At 59.1% G+C, this 23066-nt stretch carries 23 protein-coding genes; all 23 read left to right on the top strand.

Annotated features, from left to right (window positions below; genetic code table 11):
* The first annotated feature begins 104 nt into the window (after positions 1–104).
* The 23 genes from KB449_RS14830 to codY all read left to right on the top strand — a co-directional run bounded on the left by KB449_RS14830 (position 105) and on the right by codY (position 23055).
* Positions 105–1208 (top strand): stalk domain-containing protein, encoded by a 1104-nt coding sequence (locus KB449_RS14830; protein ID WP_282909118.1) that lies wholly within the window; start codon positions 105–107, stop codon positions 1206–1208.
* Between the two features lie 160 nt (positions 1209–1368).
* The gene (gene ylxM / locus KB449_RS14825) at positions 1369–1731 is read left to right on the top strand and encodes a YlxM family DNA-binding protein (RefSeq protein ID WP_282909117.1); all 363 of its coding nucleotides are present in this window, start codon (positions 1369–1371) and stop codon (positions 1729–1731) included.
* Positions 1732–1801: 70 nt separating this feature from the next.
* Positions 1802–3187 (top strand): signal recognition particle protein, encoded by a 1386-nt coding sequence (gene ffh / locus KB449_RS14820; RefSeq protein ID WP_282909116.1) that lies wholly within the window; start codon positions 1802–1804, stop codon positions 3185–3187.
* Positions 3188–3231: 44 nt separating this feature from the next.
* On the top strand, positions 3232–3504 hold the full coding sequence (rpsP, locus tag KB449_RS14815; RefSeq protein ID WP_090117412.1) for a 30S ribosomal protein S16: 273 nt from the start codon (positions 3232–3234) through the stop codon (positions 3502–3504).
* A gap of 29 nt (positions 3505–3533) precedes the next feature.
* A complete protein-coding gene (locus tag KB449_RS14810) occupies positions 3534–3767 on the top strand; it encodes a KH domain-containing protein (protein ID WP_090117411.1) in 234 nt (77 codons plus the stop codon).
* A gap of 119 nt (positions 3768–3886) precedes the next feature.
* Positions 3887–4411 carry a ribosome maturation factor RimM gene (gene rimM, locus KB449_RS14805; protein WP_282909115.1) on the top strand — a complete coding sequence of 175 codons (525 nt, stop codon included), beginning with the start codon at positions 3887–3889 and terminating at the stop codon, positions 4409–4411.
* 2 nt (positions 4412–4413) lie between these two features.
* Complete coding sequence (gene trmD / locus KB449_RS14800; RefSeq protein WP_282909114.1) at positions 4414–5241, top strand: tRNA (guanosine(37)-N1)-methyltransferase TrmD; 828 nt, start codon at positions 4414–4416, stop codon at positions 5239–5241.
* Positions 5242–5476: 235 nt separating this feature from the next.
* Complete coding sequence (gene rplS / locus KB449_RS14795; protein ID WP_090117408.1) at positions 5477–5818, top strand: 50S ribosomal protein L19; 342 nt, start codon at positions 5477–5479, stop codon at positions 5816–5818.
* Positions 5819–5952: 134 nt separating this feature from the next.
* The gene (gene lepB / locus KB449_RS14790; RefSeq protein ID WP_282909113.1) at positions 5953–6690 is read left to right on the top strand and encodes a signal peptidase I; all 738 of its coding nucleotides are present in this window, start codon (positions 5953–5955) and stop codon (positions 6688–6690) included.
* A gap of 92 nt (positions 6691–6782) precedes the next feature.
* The gene (ylqF, locus tag KB449_RS14785; protein WP_282909112.1) at positions 6783–7649 is read left to right on the top strand and encodes a ribosome biogenesis GTPase YlqF; all 867 of its coding nucleotides are present in this window, start codon (positions 6783–6785) and stop codon (positions 7647–7649) included.
* Positions 7650–7748: 99 nt separating this feature from the next.
* Entirely contained in the window at positions 7749–8564 is an 816-nt protein-coding gene (gene rnhB / locus KB449_RS14780) for a ribonuclease HII (protein ID WP_434082507.1), read from the top strand.
* Positions 8565–8652: 88 nt separating this feature from the next.
* Complete coding sequence (locus KB449_RS14775) at positions 8653–10464, top strand: hypothetical protein (protein WP_434082557.1); 1812 nt, start codon at positions 8653–8655, stop codon at positions 10462–10464.
* A 35-nt stretch (positions 10465–10499) separates the two neighbouring features.
* Positions 10500–10868 (top strand): EscU/YscU/HrcU family type III secretion system export apparatus switch protein, encoded by a 369-nt coding sequence (locus KB449_RS14770; protein ID WP_282909109.1) that lies wholly within the window; start codon positions 10500–10502, stop codon positions 10866–10868.
* Complete coding sequence (locus tag KB449_RS14765; protein WP_282909108.1) at positions 10865–11260, top strand: YraN family protein; 396 nt, start codon at positions 10865–10867, stop codon at positions 11258–11260. Before KB449_RS14770 ends, KB449_RS14765 begins: the two co-directional genes overlap by 4 nt.
* Positions 11261–11388: 128 nt before the next feature.
* Positions 11389–13014: a YifB family Mg chelatase-like AAA ATPase gene (locus KB449_RS14760; RefSeq protein ID WP_282909107.1), complete on the top strand. Its 1626-nt coding sequence runs from the start codon at positions 11389–11391 to the stop codon at positions 13012–13014.
* A 226-nt stretch (positions 13015–13240) separates the two neighbouring features.
* Positions 13241–14401, top strand: coding sequence for an ADP-forming succinate--CoA ligase subunit beta (gene sucC, locus KB449_RS14755; protein ID WP_282909106.1), 1161 nt, complete (start codon positions 13241–13243; stop codon positions 14399–14401).
* Positions 14402–14428: 27 nt separating this feature from the next.
* Complete coding sequence (gene sucD / locus KB449_RS14750; RefSeq protein ID WP_282909105.1) at positions 14429–15355, top strand: succinate--CoA ligase subunit alpha; 927 nt, start codon at positions 14429–14431, stop codon at positions 15353–15355.
* A 107-nt stretch (positions 15356–15462) separates the two neighbouring features.
* Positions 15463–16557, top strand: a complete 1095-nt coding sequence (gene dprA, locus KB449_RS14745; RefSeq protein WP_282909104.1) for a DNA-processing protein DprA — start codon at positions 15463–15465, stop codon at positions 16555–16557.
* A gap of 79 nt (positions 16558–16636) precedes the next feature.
* Positions 16637–18733 carry a type I DNA topoisomerase gene (topA, locus tag KB449_RS14740; RefSeq protein ID WP_282909103.1) on the top strand — a complete coding sequence of 699 codons (2097 nt, stop codon included), beginning with the start codon at positions 16637–16639 and terminating at the stop codon, positions 18731–18733.
* A gap of 81 nt (positions 18734–18814) precedes the next feature.
* Positions 18815–20143: an FADH(2)-oxidizing methylenetetrahydrofolate--tRNA-(uracil(54)-C(5))-methyltransferase TrmFO gene (gene trmFO, locus KB449_RS14735; protein ID WP_434082506.1), complete on the top strand. Its 1329-nt coding sequence runs from the start codon at positions 18815–18817 to the stop codon at positions 20141–20143.
* A 139-nt stretch (positions 20144–20282) separates the two neighbouring features.
* Positions 20283–20825: an ATP-dependent protease subunit HslV gene (gene hslV / locus KB449_RS14730; protein ID WP_282909101.1), complete on the top strand. Its 543-nt coding sequence runs from the start codon at positions 20283–20285 to the stop codon at positions 20823–20825.
* A 23-nt stretch (positions 20826–20848) separates the two neighbouring features.
* The gene (hslU, locus tag KB449_RS14725) at positions 20849–22243 is read left to right on the top strand and encodes an ATP-dependent protease ATPase subunit HslU (RefSeq protein WP_282909100.1); all 1395 of its coding nucleotides are present in this window, start codon (positions 20849–20851) and stop codon (positions 22241–22243) included.
* A 35-nt stretch (positions 22244–22278) separates the two neighbouring features.
* Entirely contained in the window at positions 22279–23055 is a 777-nt protein-coding gene (gene codY, locus KB449_RS14720; protein WP_282909099.1) for a GTP-sensing pleiotropic transcriptional regulator CodY, read from the top strand.
* Positions 23056–23066 lie beyond the last annotated feature (11 nt).

Raw genomic sequence — 23066 nt, 5'->3', positions numbered from 1 at the left:
GACGAAATCGCTCAAGAGGTGTAACTTTTGGACGCGACGCCGCGTCAGTGACCGTGCAAGCGCTTGATCGCTGCGCAATTCACGTTCGAAGGGAGCATACTTATATGAAAAAGCAAAAATGGATCATACTCGCGACCGCGGCCGGACTGCTTGCGACGACGGGCGCCAGTGCGGCGGGTCTGATCGAGAAAGTAAGCGGCCAGCTCCGCGGGGATATCACAGTCACGGTCAATGGGGAGCAGACCCAGCTTCACCCGGTTTATATCGACGGAAAAGCCTATATTCCGGTGCGCGATGCGGCTGATGCGTTCGGCTACGGCATCTCGTGGAATCAGAAGCAGCTGGACTTGACAAGCAAAAACGCGCCGGTCGGAGAGGCGGACTATGCGATGATCTCCGGCGTCGTAGAGAGCGCGACCGCGACCGCAGGCGGCGGCGTAAGACTTGAGGTGCTCGGCACAGGGCCGAACGCCTGGATCATTCTGACGGCCGACGCCAAGTCGACCATAACCGGTGCGGACGGAAAAACGATCGCGGCCTCCGATCTGAAGGCGGGCATGCATATCATTGCCCAGTACGGACCGGCCATCGCAAAGAGCTACCCGGGACAGTCCCATGCGGCTTCCGTGAACGTAACGGCCGAACGGCTGGTCAAGGAACAGGCGGTCTATTCCGTGGAAAAAGCGGACGGCGGCTGGCGCATTCAGTTTTCCGAGCTGAAGAACGGCGTCGATACGCCCGTGCTTACGCTGCAGTCCGGCAAGGAGACGAGACTCGTCGACAAGGAAGGCCGGTCTGCCGACTGGACGCAGATCAAGCCGGGAACGCCGGTTCGCGCTTATTACGGCCCTACGATCACCGAAGGACAGGTCTCGGCGCTTGATACGGTCGTCGTGCTGGAGCAGCAGCCGACGGCCGAACAAATCGCGGCTTACCGCGAGATCGCCTGGAAGCTCGTACCGGCCGAGCAGCTTCCGCATCTGCTGACCAAAAAGGAAGATGCCCAGGTGGCCGTGATCGAAGCTGACGCAGCCGGTCTGATGCCGGCCGACGACGCCGCCAAGAAGCGCGTCGAAGAAATCAAGGCGGCCGGCGGCAAGCTGATCGCCGTTAATTACAGCACGGATCAAGATCCGTTGATCGGGCCGCTGACGATCGTCTTTGATCCGGAGACGGAGAAGTTGCTCGGCTATTTCATAAGACGTTAATCGACCCGAGCGCCCGGAACCCATTGCCTCGCTTACGCAGGCATGGGTTCTTTTTGTTGTGTTAAGGTATTTGCCTTGACATCGTTCGAGCGAAGGCTTATGATAGTTTTCGGACGCGGCGTGTCAAGTCGTTTCCCTTGACAGCATAGGAGTGATCGTGATGCAGGGAGAGCGCGCACTCGCGAAGACGACCCGGATGAACATGCTGTTCGATTTTTACGGGCCGCTGCTGACCGACAAGCAGCAGACGTTTCTGAAGTTTTATTACCACGACGATTACTCGCTCGGCGAGATCGCGTCGGACTTCGAGATCAGCCGACAGGCGGTCTACGAGCATCTGAAGCGGGCGGAGCAGGCGCTCGAGGGCTACGAGGACAAGCTGGGACTCATGGCGCGGCACGTGCGGCTGCACGGCTGGCTCGATACGCTCGACCGGCAGATCGGCGCGCTCCCGGAGCCGCATCGCGAAGCGCTGGCCAGGACGGCCGCAGGCCTCCGCGGATCGGAAGACGGCGATCTTTGAACGCGAACCCGACAAATGATATGATTGAACGAATAGATGCGATATTTTCGAAGAAGGGAGGGACCGGTTTATGGCATTCGAGGGTTTGACGACAAGGCTCCAGAACGTGTTCGGCAAGCTTCGGGGCAAGGGCAAGCTGTCCGAAGACGATGTCAACGAGGCGATGCGCGAGGTAAGGCTGGCGCTGCTGGAGGCCGACGTTAACTTCAAAGTCGTGAAGGACTTCATCGCAAAAGTAAAAGAGAAAGCCGTCGGATTGGAAGTGACGAAGAGCTTCACGCCCGGCATGGTCGTGGTCGATATCGTCCACAAGGAACTGATCGAGCTGATGGGCGGCACCCAGTCCAAGCTGGCCAAGTCCAACCGGCCGCCTACGGTCGTTCTGATGGCAGGCCTGCAGGGCGCGGGCAAGACGACGCTCGTCGGCAAGCTCGCCAAGCAGCTGCAGTCGCAGAACCACAAGCCGCTGCTTGTAGCCGGCGATATCTACCGACCAGCCGCGATCAAGCAGCTTCAGGTGCTCGGCGGACAGATCGACGTGCCGGTATTCTCCCTGGGCGACCAGGTCAGCCCGGTCGAGATCGCCCGGCAGGGCGTAGCGCGCGCCAAGGAAGAGGGCCGCGACTACGTGCTCATCGATACCGCGGGCCGTCTGCAGATCGACGAAGCGCTAATGGAAGAGATCAAGCAGATTCACGCGGCCGTTAATCCCGACGAGGTACTGCTGGTTGTCGACGCCATGACGGGCCAAGAGGCCGTCAACGTGGCCAAGAGCTTCCATGAGCAGCTCGCGCTGACCGGCGTCGTGCTGACCAAGCTCGACGGCGACACCCGCGGCGGCGCCGCGCTGTCGGTCAAGGCGGTCACGGGCTGCCCGATCAAGTTCGCCTCCACGGGCGAGAAGATCGACCAGCTCGAGGCGTTCCACCCCGACCGGATGGCGTCGCGGATCCTCGGCATGGGCGACATGCTGTCTCTTATCGAGAAAGCGCAGACCAACATCGACGAGGAGAAGGCGAAGGAGCTCGAGCGCAAGATGCGCACGGCCGAATTCACCTTCGACGACTTCCTTGAGCAGATGGAGCAGGTCCGCAAGATGGGGCCGCTCGACCAGCTGCTCGATATGATGCCCGGCATGAACAAGCTGAAGGCCAATCCGAACTTCAAGATCGACGAGAAGCAGATCTCCCGCACCGAGGCGATCGCCAAGTCGATGACGAAGGCGGAGAAGCAGAAGCCCGACATGATCAACTACAGCAGGCGCAAGCGGATCGCGGCCGGCAGCGGCACGACCGTCGCCGACGTTAACCGTCTGCTCAAGCAGTTCGAGGACATGAAGAAGATGATGAAGCAATTTTCCGGCATGATGGGACCCAAGGGACCCAAAGGCGGGATGAAGGGCCTCAAAAATCTGCTCGGCGGCAAAGGCGGCAAGGGCATGAAGTTTCCTTTCTAAGCGTTCCAAGGATCGAGATCTCGTTAAGGAGGTGAAAGTTTAAAATGGCAACTCGCATTCGTCTTAAGCGTATGGGCGCTCACAAAGCCCCTTTCTACCGCGTGGTCGTAGCTGATTCCCGCTCCCCGCGCGACGGCCGCTTCATCGAGGAGATCGGCATCTACAACCCGGTCGCTCAACCGGCCGAAGTGAAGATCGACGAGGAGAAGGCACTGAAGTGGCTGCAATCCGGCGCGCAAGCGTCCGATACGGTCCGCAATCTCCTGAGCAAGGCTGGCGTTCTGAAGAAGTTCCACGAATCCAAGCTCTCGAAGTAAGACGTCGGATTTACCGGAGGCTGACGGCCATGGAACAACTCATACGGGTTATTGCACAGGCATTGGTGGATCATCCGGAAGACGTACGAATTCAGGTCAAGGAAGACGCGCGAGGCCTGGTGTACGAGCTTACCGTTCATCCCGGCGATGTCGGCAAGGTCATCGGCAAGCAGGGGCGGATTGCGAAGGCGCTGCGCACGGTCGTCTCGTCCGCCGCGGTCAAGACCCACAAACGCGTCATCGTGGACATCGTATCCGAATAGCAGCAGCTGAAGTCCGGGCGCGCGAACAGCGTACCGGGCTTTTTCGTCCTTTGAGGCGTCGCGTTGCCGTATGCGCAGGCAGCGTATCGGGATATTCTATCGTAAAAGGGGGCGTTCCCTTGTCGGAGCAACAACTGCTGAACGTCGGTAAAATCGTCAACACGCACGGCGTGCGGGGCGAGATCAAGGTGTGGCCGCAGACGGACTTTCCGGATGTGCGATTCCGCGCGGGCAGCAAGCTGCTTCTCGTGAATCCGGAAGCCGGCGGGCAGCCTGCTGAGGTCGAGGTCGTCAGCGCCCGCGAGCAAAAAAACATGTTCGTGGTCCGGCTGAAGGGCTGGGACGACATCAACCAGGTCGAGAAGTATAAGGGCTGGGAGCTTAAGGTCGAAGCCGAGGACCGCGTGGAGCTCGAGAAAGACGAATATTATCTGAGCGATATTATCGGCTGCGCCGTCTTCACGGAGGAAGGCGAGGAGCTGGGCTTCGTCAAGGAGATTCTGTCCCCCGGCGCGAACGATGTCTGGGTCGTTAAGCGTCCCAAGGGCGGAGATTTGCTGCTGCCGTATATCGACGATGTTGTCAAGGAAGTCGACGTCGCCGCCCGCAAGGTCAAAGTTCATCTGATGGAAGGATTGCTCTGACGATGCGCGTAGATGTATTAACGCTTTTCCCGGAGATGTTCGAGGGCGTGTTCGGCAGCAGCATCTTGGGCAAGGCGCGCGATCGCGGACTCGTCTCGCTGAATACGGTGAACTTCCGCGACTACGCGAACAACAAGCATAATACCGTCGATGACACGCCCTACGGCGGGGGCGGCGGCATGGTGCTGAAGCCCGACCCGATCTTCGCTGCCGTAGAAGCGGTGACGGGGCGGGTGGTGCTGAAGGAACCGAGGGACGACGAATTCGGGGACGACGCGCCTGCTTCGGAGGAGCGGGGAGAGGTAGAGGGCTTGCGTCCGCCGCGCGTCATTCTCATGTGCCCGCAGGGTGAGACCTTCACGCAGTCGAAGGCGCAGGAGCTGTCCCGGGAGACGCATCTCATTTTTATTTGCGGCCATTACGAGGGTTATGACGAGCGCATCCGCAGTCATCTGGTGACCGACGAGCTCTCGGTCGGAGACTACGTGCTGACGGGCGGAGAATTGCCTGCTATGACCGTCGTGGACGCCGTCGTCAGGCTGCTGCCCGGCGTACTGGGCAACGAGAGCTCCGCCGTTACCGACTCGTTCAGCGACGGCTTGCTCGAATACCCTCATTACACCCGTCCCGTTAATTTCCGCGGTCTCCAGGTGCCGGACGTGCTGTTGTCCGGACATCACGCGGAGATCGACAAATGGCGCAGGCAGCAGTCGCTGCTGCGAACGCATGCGCGCCGGCCCGAGCTGCTGGACGTTGCGGATATGACCGACAAGGAGAAAAAGTGGCTTGAAGCAGCGGTTCGGGAGCAGGGTGAAAGCGACGCTCGCTGAGCTTCCGAATGAATAGCTTGGCGATTCGCCGCCGTGATCTCTGGAATAATTCGGACTTGAATGCAGTGGGCGTTTATGATAGAATTTCAAATGTTGTGTATGTCGAAGCCTGTGTCGGGTGTTGTGCCGTCAGGCTGCGGCATGATTAATCGGGCGGTCCTCTGCAAGCTATGATCCGGATACGAAGATTCGGGGAGCGGCAAGAACGTCTATGGCGGAAGGAGGGGACACCCCCATGAGTCTGATTCAAACGATTACGCAAGAGCAACTGCGCAAGGACATCCCGGCATTCCGTCCTGGCGACACGCTGAAGGTTCACGTTAAAGTCGTCGAGGGTTCCCGCGAGCGGGTACAACTGTTCGAAGGCGTCGTGATCAAGCGTCGCGGCGGCGGGATCAGCGAGACCTTTACGGTTCGCAAGATTTCCTACGGCGTCGGCGTCGAGCGTACTTTCCCGGTTCACTCGCCCCGCATCGAGAAGATCGAAGTGGCGCGCCGCGGTAAGGTTCGCCGTGCGAAGCTTTACTACCTGCGCAACCTGCGCGGCAAGGCAGCTCGCATCAAGGAAATTCGATAATGAAAAAGCAAGGGGGCTTGGCATCCGTTCAAGCCCTCTTTTGCGTTCTTCGCCACATGTGAAATACAAAATACATACCCCGCAACATACCCCGCAACGGGTATACTTAGCTGAGGCAGAAAAGAGGCGAGCTTATGGATCAATCTGACAAGCGGAATGAATTGGAGCAAACGGAGACTGCGTTCGGCGATTCGTCCGTACCCGGCTCGCCTTCCGGGCAGAACGTTCCGGAAGCTTCTCCAGGGGAGCCCGGCTCGAACGGGGCGTCTCCGCCCGCGCCCGGCGCCGGCAAATCAAAAGCCGGCAAAGAGGCGGTCGAATGGGTGAAGGCGCTGGCGATCGCGGGCGTGCTCGTCGTTCTGATCCGTTGGCTGCTGTTCAACCCATTTATCGTCGACGGCGAGTCGATGCAGCCGAACTTCTGGAACGGTGAAAGAATCATCGTGAACAAGGCTTTGTACGACATTCGCAAGCCGAAGCCCGGCGAGGTCATCGTCTTTCACGTGCCGGACGAGCACAGGGACTATATTAAGCGGGTCATTGCCGTCGGCGGCGACACCGTCAAGGTTCAAGGCGACGACATTTACGTCAACGGAACGAAGATCAAGGAGCCGTACTTGGAATCTACGTACGAGGAGATGCACGCCTCCGGTCAATTGTATAACGAAGAAAAGTGGAGCAGCGATTTCCCGAATGAGACATTCCCGGACGGCAAGGTGCCGGACGGCATGCTGTACGTCATGGGCGACAATCGCCCGAACAGCAAGGACAGCCGCATGATCGGCTATGTGCCGATCGACCGCGTCGTCGGACGGGCCGAGCTCGTATTCTGGCCGCTCGACAAGATCAAATATATCGGCAAAGGGTATTAAGCCGAATCTGACGCGATGCGTCTTGGCCTGAGGCTGCGGCAGCCGGACGGACCGGCGCTACCCGAGGCGCATACGAGAGGAGGCTGATTCATTTGACCATCCAATGGTTCCCCGGTCATATGACCCGGGCCAAAAGACAAATCGAAGAAAAACTCAAGCTGATCGACGTCGTATTCGAGCTGCTGGACGCTCGCATACCCGAAGCGAGCCGCAATCCGATGATCGACGAGATCGTCGGCGGCAAGCCGAGGCTCATCCTGCTGAACAAGGCGGATCTGGCCGACCCTGACGCGAACGCGGCGTGGCTGGCGCATTACCAGGCGCTCGGACACAGCGCGCTTCTGATCGACTCGAGCACCGGTACGGGTGTCAAAGATATCGCTGTTCGCGTTCAGGCGCTGCTCAAGGAAAAGACCGACCGGCAGATCGCCAAGGGGCTCAAGCCGAGGCCTGCCCGCGCGTTGATCGTCGGCATTCCGAACGTAGGGAAGTCTACGCTGATCAACAAGCTGGCCGGACGAAGCGCAGCCGTGACCGGCGACAAGCCCGGCGTTACGAAGGGGCAGCAATGGATTCGGACCGGCGGCGGCCTCGAGCTGCTGGACACGCCGGGCATTCTATGGCCGAAGTTCGAGGATGCGGATGTCGGCTTCAGGCTTGCTGCAACGGGCGCCATCAAGGAAGAAGTGCTGCACGTCGACGAGGTCGGCTGTACGCTGATCCGTTATCTGGCGGAGAACTACCGGGACACGCTGATCGATCGTTACAATCTGGACGCGCTCGCTGCGGAGCTGCCGGATACGGCGGCAGCGGCGGACGTTCTGGCCGATATCGGCAAGCGCCGGGGCTGCCTGGGCAGCGGAGGGCACGTGGATTACGACAAAGCTGCGGGCGTCCTGCTGCGCGACCTGCGGTCGGGCAAGCTGGGGCGAATTTCGCTTGAAGCGCCGGTCATTTAAAAAGGAGCTTGTCGACTTCGGTCGGCGAGCTTTTTTACATAGCGATTCAGCGCAGGCATGATGCAATTGGCCCGTCGGAATTTTTTATAAACCTAAAGATTGCACAAATGCGATTTAGATGCGACTCAGGCCGGCTTTTCGACAGACTCCTTTATTGGACAAGCGCACAAGAACCGGGGAACAAGTCGAAAAACAGTTGCCGGATCGCCGCAGTTGTCGGACAATAGAAGGCAGAACGTTAACGGACAGAGCGCATTAAAGGCGGAGATGGACTTGAAAACCGAAATACCTGATGAAATCGACAGATTATCTTACGAACGGTCGTTATGGACAAATGGCGTATCGGCGATCGCCGGCGTGGACGAAGTGGGCAGAGGGTGCTTGTTCGGCGATGTGGTCGCCGCGGCGGTCGTGTTGCCGGTCGGTCTGGTGCTCGAGGGGATTGACGATTCCAAGCGGCTGAGCGAAAAAAAGCGGGACGAGCTATACGGCATCATCCTCGAAAATGCGGTAACCTGGGCAGTAGGGCGCGTCGATGCTGCGACGATCGACAGAATCAATATTCGTCAGGCGTCGCGGCTGGCGATGAAGATCGCGGTAGAGGGGCTCGCGGCGAAGCCGGATCACCTGCTGATCGATGCGGAGACGGTCGATTTGCCGCTTCCGCAAACGAAAATCATCAAAGGCGACCTGCTCAGTCAATCTATCGGTGCCGCTTCGATCGTCGCAAAGGTAACGCGGGACCGGTTATGCGATCAGATATGGGATTTGAATTACGCCGGTTACGGCATCAAGGATCACAAGGGCTACGCGACGAAGGTTCATCGCGAAGCGCTGCTCGCGCTCGGCCCGACGCCGCTGCACCGCAGATCGTTCTTAACGAAATACGTCGCGGAGCAGCAGACGCTCTTTTAACGAATTGCCGTGCTGCAGCCGATATACGGATACATAACCTTGGGTTCTGCCGCGGCGGATTTGAAGAAGGGAGTGCGCCATATTGGACATGAACATCGGTTCTTTGATGCGGGCGTTCATGAAGGACAGCCAGCCGACGGACGTCAAAGCGCTTGAGCTGCGGATCGGACAGATCGTGCGAGGCGTTCTGATCGAGATGCTGGATGGGCAGGATGCGCTCATGAACATCAACGGGGTCCCGGTCCGGGCTAAGCTCGAGGCGGAAATGTCGGTCGGGCAGAGCACGCTGCTGCAGGTGCGGCCGGATTCGTCCACAGGCTTGATCTCCTTGCGTCCTTTGACCGACGTTACGCAGGCCGATGCGACGGACGAGACGTTGGCCCGCGACGGCGTGAAGGCATTCGGTCTGCCCGAGCAGCCATGGAGTCGGGAGCTGCTTCGCGGTCTCGCGCGGGACGGCTACCCCGTCACGCGCGAGACCGCCGACTGGTTCGCGCAAGCCGCTTCGGCCAAACCGCCCGGAGCCGACGCGAAGGAGTGGATGAACGCGGCAGGCGTCGCCTTCAGGCGAGGACTTCAGCCGACGGAAACGACGATCGGCTCGCTCAGGCAGGCGCTGTACGGTCCGCCGCTGCACGAGCAGCTGGCGACGCTGACAGAGCTCGCAGGCCAGGCGGCGGCGGATCCGGCGGTGAAGCCGGAGACCGCGGATGCCTCGCGGCGGGTGCTGACGCTGCTGACGCAGGTATCCGCGCTGATTGATGGCCAGGCTGAGGGTGACGCGGCGCAGGCCTCCGGCACAAACGATAAGGCGGGAGTCCTCGGCCGATCTGCGACTGCGGATTCGGAGGCGGCTATCAAGCCGCAGGGTTTTGCCGCTAGCGCGGAGCCGGCACGAGGGGCCGGGCAGGCCGTAGGGCCACAAGAAGCGTCGGGCCGAGGAAACGTCATGCCGCAGGCTGCCATGGCCGGCGTTCCGCAGGAAGCGTCGGAGTCTGCGCAAACGCTCGGCCGGCATACGGCGGATGCGGCAGCGGCAGGCGTGCGCACCGCGAAGTCCGCGCCTAATGGAGCGGACGAGGGCTCCGGAGCCGGACGCGGCGGCTCGGCAGAGCCTGTCGCATCGGCCGGGCCGCCGCGTCCGGACAACGGCATCGCCGTCCCGGGAGAGCGAACTGTCGCGACCGGAGCGGACAAAGAGCCGTCCTGGATCGGCAGGCTGTTGAATGCGCTCGGCGCAAATCATGAGCACGCGGCGCTCAAAAGCGGCGTTTGGAGCGAGCTGCAAGGCGGTACGGCAAGCGCTTCGGATCCGGCCTCGAATGGAACGACCCAGCAGACGGATACGCTAAAGAGCGTGCTGCTCGGATTGGCTGCCAGCGACGATGCGCCGCCGGCGCTGCGCGAAGCGGCGCAAACGCTTGTCCAGCAAATTACGGGGCAGCAGTTGCTGCTGTCCGCCGAACGCCAGAATACGGCGATGATGAGCCATATGACGCTGTTTGTTCCGATGAAGGGACAGGACGGCGAGACGACGGCCAAGGTCCATATCGAGGCGCGGCGAGGACGGCGCGGCGTGCTGGACGCAGACAATTGCAGGCTCCTGTTCGATCTCGACATGCGGTATCTGGGGCGTACCGTCGTCGACGTGCAGGTCGTCGATCGGACGGTCTCGCTTCGACTGTTGAACGACCGGCCCGGCGTGGCGGAACTGATCGAGGAAGCCAAGGGGGAGGCCGCTGAAGGTCTCAGATCGGCCGGATACCGGCTGATGTCCTTGACGGCGGCCCCCTATCCGGAGCGAATCGTCCCGGAGTCGGGCTCGCCGGAAGCCAACCAGGCGGCGCCTGGAGGCGCTTATGCCGCCAAGCCATACAAAGGCGTAGATTATCGGGCTTGACGGCTTGCATACGGAACATACAAGGTGGGATGCGCATGGAACAGCCGAAGGGTGACGGACGAAAGGCGGGAGGTGCCGATCGTCCGGGCGGAACTTTAGAGACAGGCGCAGGCGAGCGCTATGTCCCGCGCAAAGCTGTCGCGCTAAAATATAATCCTGAGATACGATCGGCGCCTGTCGTCGTCGCCAAAGGCAAAGGCGTCGTCGCAGAGGAGATCATGAAGCGCGCGGCGGAGAACGGCGTACCTGTCCAGGAGGATGCTTCGCTCGTCGAAGTGCTCTCCAAGCTGGACCTGGCGCAAGAGATTCCGCAGGAGCTGTACCAGCTGGTCGCAGAGGTGCTGAGCTTCGTCTACCGATCGGACAAGCGGGCGTCCCAGACGAATAGGGGGCAGCCCAATTGACGCGCGATCCGGGGGCGGGCAAGCGCAGGCCGGATCTTCGCAAAAGGCGCGGGGATCGCGCCGAAGCGGAAGCGGCTGTTTTTTTGGAGCGGCTGGGTTACCGCATACGCGAGCGGAACTGGCGGTGCCGGACCGGCGAGCTCGACATCGTCGCGTCGGACGGGGACGTTACCGTAATCGTGGAGGTACGCTCGCGCAGGGAAAATAGCCGGTTCGGCTCGGCGGTCGAGGCGGTTACCCCGCGCAAATGCATGCAGGTTCGCGCGACGGCCCAGGTGTATTTGCGCTTCGCGGGTCTCGAAGGCGCGCGGACGAGGTTCGATGTCGTAGCGGTGACTTTCGACGGGACGGACGGGGTCGCTGAGGTGCGTCATTTGATCGGCGCATTTTGACGATGTCGATTGACAAGCGGGCTGCGCGTCATTAGACTAGGCAATAAGGAAATAAATAGGATGCGGCATGCAGGGAAGCACCTTGCTCCGGCGACGAATCGATGTTGCGGAGGGAAGGTGTATTTTTTATGTACTGCAAGTTATTAAGCGCTATCGTACTTGGGGTTGAGGGCAGGCTGATCGAGGTCGAGGTGGATATCGCTGCCGGATTGCCCCAGGTCAACGTAGTCGGACTGCCCGATCCGGCCGTTCGCGAATCGATCGACCGGGCCCGGGCGGCCATTCATAATGCCGGCATGAAGTTCCCGCTGGACCGTATCACGGTCAATCTGGCGCCGGCGGATATGCGCAAGCAGGGGAGCGCGTTCGATCTGGCGATCGCGGCGGGCATTCTTTGCGCGAGCGGTCAGATGCAGCATGATGAGCTTGAGGGCGCTTTGATCATCGGCGAGCTGTCGCTTAGCGGAGAGGTCAAGCCGGTTCCAGGCGTGCTGGCGATGGCCGAGAACGCCCGGTCGGCGGGATTGCGGCGCATATTCGTGCCGCCGGCGAGCGCGCACGAAGCCGGGTTGATTGAAGGCATCGAGGTCAGGTCCGTCCCTTCGCTGGCGGATTGGATCGGCGGCCGGAGCCGGACCGGCGCCATGGCGCAGCCCACGATCAACGCGGGGACAGCTGGCGAGCCCGTCTCGGGCGTCCCGCTCGATCTGGCGGACGTCGCCGGTCAGTTGCAAGGTAAGCGCGCGCTTCTCATTGCTGCAGCGGGCATGCACAACCTGCTTTTTCTCGGACCGCCGGGCACGGGCAAGACGATGCTGTGCAGAAGGCTGCCGTCTCTGCTGCCGCCGCTCGGGGACGAAGAGGCGCTGGAGGTTACCAAAATCTACAGCGTGAGCGGGAAGTTCCCGGGCGCTCGCGCAGGCTTGCTAAGGGAGCGCCCGTTTCGTGCGCCGCACCATACGATATCGACCTCCGGCTTGATCGGCGGAGGGCCCGTGCCCAAGCCCGGAGAGGTCACGCTTGCGCATCGGGGCGTTCTGTTTTTGGACGAGCTGCCCGAATTCGGCAGAGGCGCGCTCGAGTCGCTCCGCCAGCCGCTCGAGGACCGTCATGTGACGATTGGACGGGCGCGCGGCGTGACCCGCTTTCCCGCCAGCTTCATGCTGGCGGCGGCTATGAATCCGTGCGCCTGCGGTTACTTTGGCGGCGACCAGAGCGAACAAGCTTGCTCCTGCTCTGTCGGCTCGCTGGCCCGATACCGCGCCAGAATGTCGGGCCCGCTTGCAGACCGGATCGATCTTCAGGTTGAGATACCTAGACAACCCGTCAGCTTCGCCGGCGGCGGCATGTCGTCCGCAGACGCAAGGGAAAGACTGGGCGTCGCTTACGAACGACAGCAACGCCGCTATGCGGCTGCGGGTATCCGCTGGAACAGCGAGCTTTCCGGTAGCTTGCTGGGCCAGCATGCGCGGCTTGCGAGCGATGCGGAGGCGCTCCTGACCGGCATGTACAGCAGACTTGGACTTAGCTACCGGGCTCATGACCGCATCTTGAAGCTGTCGCGAACGATCGCGGACCTCGAAGACTGCGATTCGGTCGGACTCGAGCATGTCGCAGAAGCTGTTCAGTACCGTGCGCTCGACAGACAAACGCCAGGTTATGAATCGGGCGTGTCGCGCGAAAGGAAGGCCGGGCGGGAAGGCGATCTGACGCAATCGCCTGCTAAAAGCAGGAGGAAGACAGCGGAATCTTAAAGCATCTATTACGATGAATACCGTGCCTGCATGTTGGGCTATGTTAAGGAAAGCGCAGGCCGTTCATTCTCCTTTTTAGATGAAATCGTTGCCAAAGTCATCTAAAAATTTGATGAAAAAGAGAGGAACGCCAAGTCGAAAAGTGATACAATGGGTAAGGTTTGGTGCTTGTACGAAGCGCCTACAAGGTTGTTATGATGCGTTTTAAACGGGAGGATGCAGGGCCATGAATATTCATGAGTATCAAGGCAAGGAAGTCTTGAGACAGTACGGCGTCGCCGTACCTCGCGGGAAGGTCGCGTTTACGGTCGACGAAGCGGTCAAGGCTGCCGAAGAGCTCGGTACGGCCGTCTCGGTCGTCAAAGCGCAAATTCATGCCGGCGGACGCGGCAAGGCCGGCGGCGTCAAGGTAGCCAAAAGCCTGGACGAGGTTCGTCAATATGCCTCCGACATTCTCGGCAAGGTTCTGGTCACGCACCAGACCGGTCCGGAGGGCAAGGAAGTCAAACGCCTGTTGATCGAAGAAGGCTGCGACATTAAGAAAGAATATTATGTCGGTCTGGTCGTCGATCGCGGCACGGGACGCGTCGTCCTGATGGCTTCCGAAGAAGGCGGCACGGAGATCGAAGAAGTCGCCGCGCACTCCCCTGAGAAAATCATCAAGGAAGTCGTCGATCCGGCGATCGGCCTGCAGACGTTCCAGGCTCGCCGCATCGCATACGCTATCAATATTCCCAACGAACTCGTGAACAAAGCCGCGAAGTTCATGCTGTCGCTGTACCAAGCGTTCGTGGACAAAGATTGCTCCATCGCCGAGATCAATCCCCTCGTCGTTACAGGCAGCGGCGACGTTATGGCGCTCGACGCCAAGCTGAACTTCGATTCCAACGCGCTTTTCCGTCACAAGGATATCGTGGAGCTTCGCGACCTCGACGAAGAGGACGAAAAGGAAATCCAGGCTTCCAAGTTCGATCTTTCCTATATCGCGCTTGACGGCAACATCGGTTGCATGGTCAATGGCGCCGGTCTTGCTATGGCCACGATGGACATTATCAAATATTTCGGCGGCGAGCCGGCCAACTTCCTCGACGTCGGCGGCGGCGCGACGAAGGAAAAAGTAACCGAAGCGTTCAAGATCATTCTTTCCGACGCGAACGTCAAGGGGATCTTCGTCAATATTTTCGGCGGCATCATGAAGTGCGACATCATTGCCGAGGGCGTCGTTGCCGCTGCGCGCGAACTGGGCCTCGACAAGCCGCTGGTCGTTCGCCTCGAAGGCACGAACGTCAAGCTCGGCAAGGAAATTTTGAACAACTCCGGCCTCAATATCGTGGCCGCGGATTCGATGTCGGACGGCGCCCAGAAGATCGTCGCGCTGGTGAAATAATCAGGGAGAACCGGGGAGTGTGAAGTCATGAGCATCTTGATCGATAAAAATACGAAGGTCATTACCCAAGGCATCACGGGAGCGACTGGCGCGTTCCACGCCAAGGGAGCACTCGAATACGGCACGCAAATGGTCGGCGGCGTTACGCCCGGCAAGGGCGGCCAAACGATCGATTTTGATCTGGAGAACGGCGCGAAGGTAACGCTGCCTATCTTCAACACGGTTCGCGAAGCCGTTGCCAAGACCGGCGCTACCGCATCCGTCATTTACGTCGCGCCTCCGTTCGCCGCCGATTCGATCATCGAAGCGGTCGACGCTGAACTGGATCTGGTCATCTGTATCACCGAAGGCATCCCGGTGCTCGACATGGTGAAGGTCAAGCGCTACATGGAAGGCAAAAAGACGCGCCTGATCGGGCCGAACTGTCCGGGCGTCATTACGCCGGACGAGATCAAGATCGGCATCATGCCTGGCTACATCCACAAAAAAGGCCACGTAGGCGTCGTTTCCCGTTCGGGTACGCTAACGTACGAGGCCGTACATCAACTGACGACGCGCGACATCGGCCAATCGTCCGCGGTCGGCATCGGCGGCGACCCGGTCAAGGGCTCCGAGTTCATCGATATCTTGAACCTCTTCAATGAAGATCCGGATACTTACGCGGTCATCATGATCGGCGAGATCGGCGGTACGGCGGAAGAAGAAGCGGCAGAGTGGGTCAAAGCCAACATGACCAAGCCAGTCGTCGGATTCATCGGCGGCGCGACGGCGCCTGCGGGCAAGCGCATGGGCCACGCCGGCGCGATCATCTCCGGCGGCAAGGGCACTGCGGCCGAGAAGATCAAAGTGCTCGAAGAATGCGGCATTCGCGTCGCTCCGACGCCTTCCGACATGGGCGCGACTTTGGTCGCGGTTCTTGAAGAGCGCGGCTTGCTGGAGAAGTGCAAAAGCTAATTTTTTAGATAAAATATGCGATTTTTCGGATGGCAGGCAGCCTTCCGCGCTCCCGACGGGGCGTGGAGGGCTGTTTGTTTTTTGAAAAAAGGGAAGGTTGTGCCCGGATGCTCGAGCAGATGCGCGATACGCTGGCGGCGCTTCACGAGACGGAAGGCGTCGGCTGGGAAACGATCAATACGATTATGGCGAAGGACGGCTTGAAGGACGCAGCGCTGCGCAGACCGGCCGACTGGAGGGATATGGGTCTTTCCGCAAGGCGTGCGGAGGCGATTGCCGCCAATTTGGAACACAGTCGAATGGAACGGCGCCGCGCCAGATGGGACCGAACCGGGCTGTCTATCGTGACGGAGATGGATCCGCACTATCCGGATTTGCTTAGGCATATTTACAGACCGCCTTGGGTGCTCTATTATATTGGACGATTGGAATTGCTTGCGAGGCCGCAGGTCGCCGTCGTCGGGACGCGGCAAGCGACCATTTACGGCAAGCGTGCGGCCGAGGAGCTATCGGCCGCATTCAGTCACGCCGGACTGGCGGTAACAAGCGGCATGGCCAAAGGCATAGACGCCGCCGCTCACGGCGGCGCGCTTCGCGGCATAGGCGGGACGATAGCCGTGCTGGGCTCGCCCGCAGACGTCGTTTATCCGCCGGAAAATCGTATGCTTTATCGGCGTATTTCCGAAGAAGGCTTAATCGTCTCGATGACGCCGCCGGACGTCCCGATTCATCCCGGCATGTTTCCGATGCGCAACCGGATCATCGCAGGTCTGTCGCTTGGCGTAGTCGTGGTGGAAGCGGCATCGCGAAGCGGAGCGCTGCTGACGGCGAATGAAGCGATCAAGGAAAATCGCGACGTCTTCGCGGTGCCGGGACCGATCAACTCGCCGAGAAGCCGCGGAACGCTCGAGCTGCTTCGCGACGGAGCGGCCGCCCAAGTGTTTGAAGCGGAGGATGTGATCAAGCATTACCGCCGCTATCTGGGCGGCGTCCGGATTCCGGAGATGCCATCGTACAGCGAACCCGAGCTGACCGAACAGGAAGCGCGAATATTCCGTCTTCTTGCCGATGGGCCGGCTTCTGCGGAGGAGTTATGCCATCGCAGCGGCCTCACTTTTGGACTTTTACACGCGGTTCTGATATCTTTACAAATAAAGCAACGAATTCACCAGCAGCCCGGTTCCGTATATATAGCCCTGTGAGCTGTGCCGTCTGTCCCGATTTTCATGCGGACGACGGCCATGCCAAGGGCCCGTTGACCGTAGGAGAGGAGGTTTTGACGTGGCGGATTCACTCGTCATCGTAGAATCCCCGGCCAAGGCCAAGACGATCGGCAAGTATTTAGGCAGCAAGTACATCGTCAAGGCATCCATGGGGCACATCCGCGATTTACCGAAAAGCCAGATCGGCGTGGAAGTGGAAAACGATTTTCAACCGAAATATATAACGATCAGAGGCAAAGGAAGCGTCCTCAAAGAGCTCAAGGATGCCAGCAAGCGGGTAAAGCGCGTCTATCTGGCGGCCGACCCCGATCGCGAAGGCGAAGCGATCGCGTGGCACCTTGCCCACTATTTGGAGTTGAACGAAAAAGACGCTTGCCGCGTCGTATTTAATGAAATAACAAAACAGGCCGTCAAGGATGCATTCAAGACGCCTCGCCCGATCAACATGGATCTGGTCAACGCGCAGCAAGCCCGACGCGTGCTCGATCGTCTGGTCGGCTACAAGATCAGCCCGCTGCTTTGGAAAAAAGTGAAAAAAGGATTGAGCGCGGGCCGCGTTCAATCCGTAGCGGTGAAGCTGATCATGGACCGGGAAAACGAAATCAAAGTGTTCGAGCCGGTCGAATATTGGAGCATCACGGCCCATTTGAAACAAGGGGCGTCGGCATTCGAAGCGAAGTTCCATTCGCTTTCCGGCGACAAGAGCGAGCTTCACACCGAAGCCGATGTGAATAAGGTGCTTGAGAAAATCGGCGACACCCCCTTCACTGTCGGCGAGATCAAGGAAAAGGAAAGGCAGCGCAACCCTTCTCCGCCTTTTATCACGAGCTCCCTACAGCAGGAGGCCGCACGCAAGTTGAACTTCCGCGCCTCCAAAACGATGCAAGTCGCGCAACAGCTGTACGAAGGCGTCGATCTGGGCGCCGAAGGCACGGTAGGTCTTATTACGTACATGCGTACGGATTCGACGCGTATCTCGCCGATCGCCCAAGAAGAAGCCAAGGGATTTATCGAGGAAAAGTACGGTGCGAGCTTTTATCCGGAAACGCCTCGCGTCTATTTGAAAAAGAATGCCAATGCGCAAGACGCGCATGAGGCGATCAGGCCTACTTCCGTTCTGCGAACGCCCGAAGAGGTCAAGCAGTATCTGTCGCGCGATCAGCTTCGGCTCTACAAGCTCGTATGGGAGCGCTTCGTCGCGAGCCAGATGTCGTCCGCCGTGCTCGACACGATGACCGTCGATCTGATCAGCGGGGAAGCGACGTTCCGCGCGGCGGGCTCCAAGCTCAAGTTCGCGGGCTTCATGAAGGTGTACGTCGAAGGCAGCGACGACGACACGCCCGACGAAGAGCGGCTGCTGCCGGCCCTGACGACCGGCGACAAGGTGCACACGGAATCAGTCGAGCCCAAGCAGCACTTCACGCAGCCGCCTCCGAGGTACACCGAAGCGCGTCTGGTACGAGCGCTCGAAGAGCTTGGCATCGGCCGTCCGAGCACGTACGCGCCGACTTTGGAAACGATCCAAAAACGCAACTACGTGGCCATTGAAGAAAAGAAGTTTTTTCCGACCGAGCTCGGCGAGTTGGTCATTCAGCTCATGGAAGAATTTTTCCCTGAGATACTGGATGCCGAGTTCACGGCTCATATGGAAGGCGACCTCGACCATGTCGAGGACGGCAAGGAAGATTGGGTCGATGTCATCGGCGAATTCTACAAATCGTTCGAGAAGCGGCTTGAAGTGGCAGAAGAGGAAATGAAGGAAATCGAGATCAAGGACGAGCCCTCGGACGAGATCTGCGAAAAATGCGGCAGCCAGATGGTTTACAAGATGGGCAGATTCGGCAAGTTTCTCGCTTGCTCCGGATTTCCCGAATGCCGCAATACGAAGCCGATCGTCAAGGCGACGGGCGTCACTTGTCCGAAGTGCAAGAGCGGTCAGGTCGTAGAGCGGCGCAGCAAAAAAGGACGCATGTTCTACGGCTGCGACAAATATCCGGAGTGCGACTTCGTCTCCTGGGACAAACCGGTGCCCAAGCCTTGCCCGGATTGCGGCGGCATGATGGTGGAGAAGCGCGTGCGCGGCCAGACCGAATGGCACTGCACCGCATGTACGCATCAGGAGGAAGCCGCGGAACTCGAAGAAGCTTTTGACTAAGATGACGGCTCCCGGGATCGCAAGCGCGCCTTGCCGGTTGCGGGAGCCGAATTGTATTTGCAGCGCAGGAGGTTTATGACCGTGAATTCATATCCAGCCGTTACCGTCGTCGGGGCGGGACTCGCCGGCAGCGAAGCGGCCTGGCAGATCGCTTCTCAAGGCGTGCCGGTCAAGCTATACGAGATGCGGCCCGTCCGCAAGACGCCGGCCCATCATACCGATCGGTTCGCCGAACTCGTATGCAGCAACAGCTTAAGAGCCAATGGCCTGACCAATGCGGTAGGCGTACTTAAAGAAGAAATGCGGCTTTTGCAATCTTTGATTTTATCCGCGGCTGATCGTCATGCGGTGCCGGCAGGCGGCGCACTTGCGGTCGACCGCGAAGGCTTCTCTGGCGAAGTTACGAGCCGTTTGCGCGAGCATCCGCTCGTGACCGTGATCAATGAAGAGCTGTCCGCTATTCCGCGGGACGAGATCGTCGTTATCGCAACCGGACCGTTGACCTCTCCGGAGTTGTCGGCGCAAATCAAGGATTTGTTCGGCGAAGAGTATTTTTACTTCTACGATGCAGCAGCGCCGATCGTCGAGAAAGACTCGATCGATATGGACAAAGTGTTTCTGGCATCGCGTTACGACAAAGGCGAAGCGGCGTATTTGAACTGTCCGATGACGGAGGAGCAGTTCGACGCCTTCTACGAGGCGCTAACGACCGCCGAGACGGCGGAAATCAAAGACTTCGAGAAGGAAATGTATTTCGAAGGCTGCATGCCGATCGAAGTGATGGCGGGCCGCGGCAAGCAGACGGTATTGTTCGGACCGATGAAGCCGGTAGGATTGGTCGATCCGCGGACAGGCAAACTGCCGCATGCGGTCATACAGCTCAGGCAGGATAATGCCGCCGGCACGCTTTTCAATCTCGTCGGCTTTCAGACCCATCTCAAATGGGGCGAACAAAAACGCGTATTTTCGTTGATACCCGGACTCGAGAACGCCGAGTTCGTGCGCTTTGGCGTCATGCATCGGAATACGTTTATCAACTCGCCCAAGCTTCTGCGCCCAACCTATCAATATCGGGAAAGGGATACGCTCTTTTTCGCGGGACAGATGACAGGGGTGGAAGGTTATGTCGAATCGGCCGCTTCCGGCTTGATCGCCGGTTTGAACGCAGGCCGGCTCGCACGGGGGCTCGAACCGGTAACGCTGCCCGAGCACACGACGCTGGGCAGCATGGCGCATTACATTACGACGGCCGATTTCCGCCATTTCCAGCCGATGAATGCCAATTTCGGTTTGTTTCCGCCGCTTGGCAGGAAGGTCAAGAGCAAAAAAGAGAAAAACGAAGCGATCGCGGAACGCGCGCTTGATGCGGTTCGCGCTTTTGCCGAGGAATCGCGGTTGGTCGGCACTTAGGCAATAGGCAGTCGAAGCAGCGGCAGCGCGTTCATAGCTAGCCGCTTCTTTGGCGCCAATCTTATCGATTCCCGCAGGCGGTCAATATCCGACAACAAGGGCAGCTAGCTTTTAACCGATGAGTGAGGGAGGAAAAAGCATGGAGGCAACTTTTCACGCCACAACGATCTGCGCCGTCCGTCATAACGGAAAGGGAGCAATCGCAGGAGACGGCCAGGTCACGTTCGGCAACAGCATGGTGATGAAGGCTTCGGCCAAAAAGGTACGCCGGTTGTACCGCGGACAGGTGCTTGCCGGCTTCGCGGGCTCGGTCGCCGACGCGATCACGCTTTTCGAGAAGTTTGAAGGGAAGCTCGAAGAGCATCACGGCAATCTGCAACGCGCGGCCGTAGAGCTCGCTAAGGATTGGCGTTCGGATCGGGTGCTGCGGCGTCTGGAGGCGATGCTTCTCGTCGTCGACGCCACGGGCATGCTGCTGCTGTCCGGGAACGGCGAAGTTATCGAGCCCGACGACGGGATTCTGGCGATCGGTTCCGGCGGCAGCTTCGCCCTGTCCGCCGCGCGGGCTTTGAAGCGTCATGCGCCGCAAATGACTGCTGCGGAGATTGCCCGTAACTCGCTGCAGATCGCTTCCGAAATTTGCGTATTTACGAATGACAATCTCATCGTCGAAGAAATTTGAAACGGATAAATGGAGGGATAGCGATGAACGATCAACTCACTCCGCGGCAGATCGTTGCCGAGCTGGATAAGTACATTGTCGGCCAGAAGCCCGCGAAGCGTTCGGTAGCCGTCGCGCTGCGCAACCGGTATCGCCGCAGCAGACTTCCCGACGAGCTGCGAGACGAGGTCGTGCCCAAGAACATTTTAATGATCGGCCCTACCGGCGTCGGCAAGACGGAAATCGCCCGCAGGCTGGCGAAGCTCGTTCACGCACCGTTTATCAAGCTTGAAGCGACGAAGTTCACTGAGGTCGGCTACGTAGGGCGCGATGTCGAATCGATGATTCGGGATCTCGTCGAAACCTCGATCCGCATGGTGAAGGAAGAGCGGACGGAAAAGGTGAAGGACAAGGCTGTCCGCGCCGCAAACGAGCGCCTGGCAGCGCTGCTCGCGCCTTCCCCGGCCAAGGCCAAATCGCAGCGTAATCCGCTGGAAATGTTGTTTGGCGGCAATGCGAACGCGCAAGCGGAGGAGCCGGATCCGGTCGATCCCGATCTTGCATCCAAACGTTCCGAGCTTTTATCCAAGCTCGAGGACGGCAAACTGGAAAACGAGCTGGTCGAAGTCGAAGTGGAAGACCAAACGCCTTCGATGATGGATCTGTTTTCAGGGCCGGGACAAGAGCAAATGGGTCAAAACATGCAGGAAATGCTGAGCCAGTTCATGCCTAAAAAGCGTAAAAAGCGCAAGCTGCCCTTAAGGGACGCACGGAAGGTGCTCGTACAGGAAGAGGCGGGCAAGCTGATCGATATGGACGAGGTCATATCCGAATCGGTTCGCCGAGCGGAGCAGTCCGGCATTATCTTTCTTGATGAAATCGATAAAATCGCAAGCAACGGCCGGGGCCAGGGGCCGGACGTGTCGCGGGAAGGTGTGCAGCGGGATATTTTGCCGATCGTAGAGGGCTCGACCGTCGTGACGAAGTATGGCCCCGTTAAAACGGATTATATATTGTTCATCGCAGCCGGCGCTTTTCACGTCGCAAAGCCGTCCGACCTCATACCGGAGCTCCAAGGCCGCTTCCCGATTCGCGTCGAGCTCAGCAGCTTGACGGACGAAGATTTCGTCCGGATCTTGACGGAGCCGGAAAATGCGTTGACGAAGCAGTATGCTGCGCTGCTGCGTACCGAAGGCATCGAAGTCGAATTCACCAAAGAAGCCATCTCGGAGCTCGCGAACATGGCGCAGGACGTGAACCGCAATACCGAGAATATCGGGGCGCGCCGCCTCCATACGCTGCTCGAAAAGCTGCTGGAGGATTTGTCGTTCGAAGCGCCCGAACTGCAGCTCGAACGGCTGGAAATTACGCCGGAGTACGTACGCGAGAAGCTCGGCTCGATTGCCAGCAACCGAGATTTAAGCCAATATATTTTGTAAAAGCCGTTGCTTAGGTCAGGCAGGAGGAAGCAGTCATGACGCTGTTGGAAAAGACCCGTACGCTAAACGCGCTGCTGCAGAAGGCTGCGGGCAAATCGCTAAGCTTTCGCGAGATGGCGGAAGGCTTGCGGGAGACGCTTACGGGCGGCGTATTCGTCGTCAGCAGGCGCGGGAAAATATTGGGTGCGGCCTTGCCTTCCTATTTTCAGGAATGGATGCTGAAGCAGGAAGGGTTGGAGAGACAGGAGGAGTTCCGCTTCCCGAACGAAACGAACGCAAGGTTCTTGCGCATCGAAGCGACGGCGGTGGATGTGGATATAGAGACGCTTCTCGCGCCTGTCGATGCCGCGTTCACGGGCATGAATGTAACAATTGTGCCAATTATTGGAGGAGGAGACCGATTAGGGACTATAGTCCTTGCCCGCGAAAGCGGTCCATTCGGCGACGATAATCTCATTCTCGCGGAGTATGGTTCCACGATTATCGGCATGGAGATCTTGCGGGAAAGAGCCGAAGAAGCCGAGCAGGAATCTCGGAGCAAGACCGTCGTCGCGATTGCGGTAAGCTCTCTGTCCTTCAGCGAGCTGGAGGCCGTCGATCAAATTTTTGAGGAATTAGAAGGAAAAGAAGGCCTTCTGATTGCCTCGAAGATTGCGGACCGCGCTGGAATCACGCGCTCGGTCATCGTTAACGCGCTGCGTAAGCTGGAAAGCGCAGGCGTCATCGAGACGCGGTCGCTAGGCATGAAAGGGACATATATTCGAATTATGAACCCTAAACTGCTTCCTGAATTAGCTTCCAGAAAATCCTGAAATAACCATAA

Source organism: Cohnella hashimotonis, assembly GCF_030014955.1.
In the GTDB taxonomy this organism is placed as follows: Bacteria; Bacillota; Bacilli; order Paenibacillales; family Paenibacillaceae; genus Cohnella; species Cohnella hashimotonis.
Note: the sequence above shows the minus strand (reverse complement) of the source record. Positions and strands in the feature narration are given on the sequence as shown.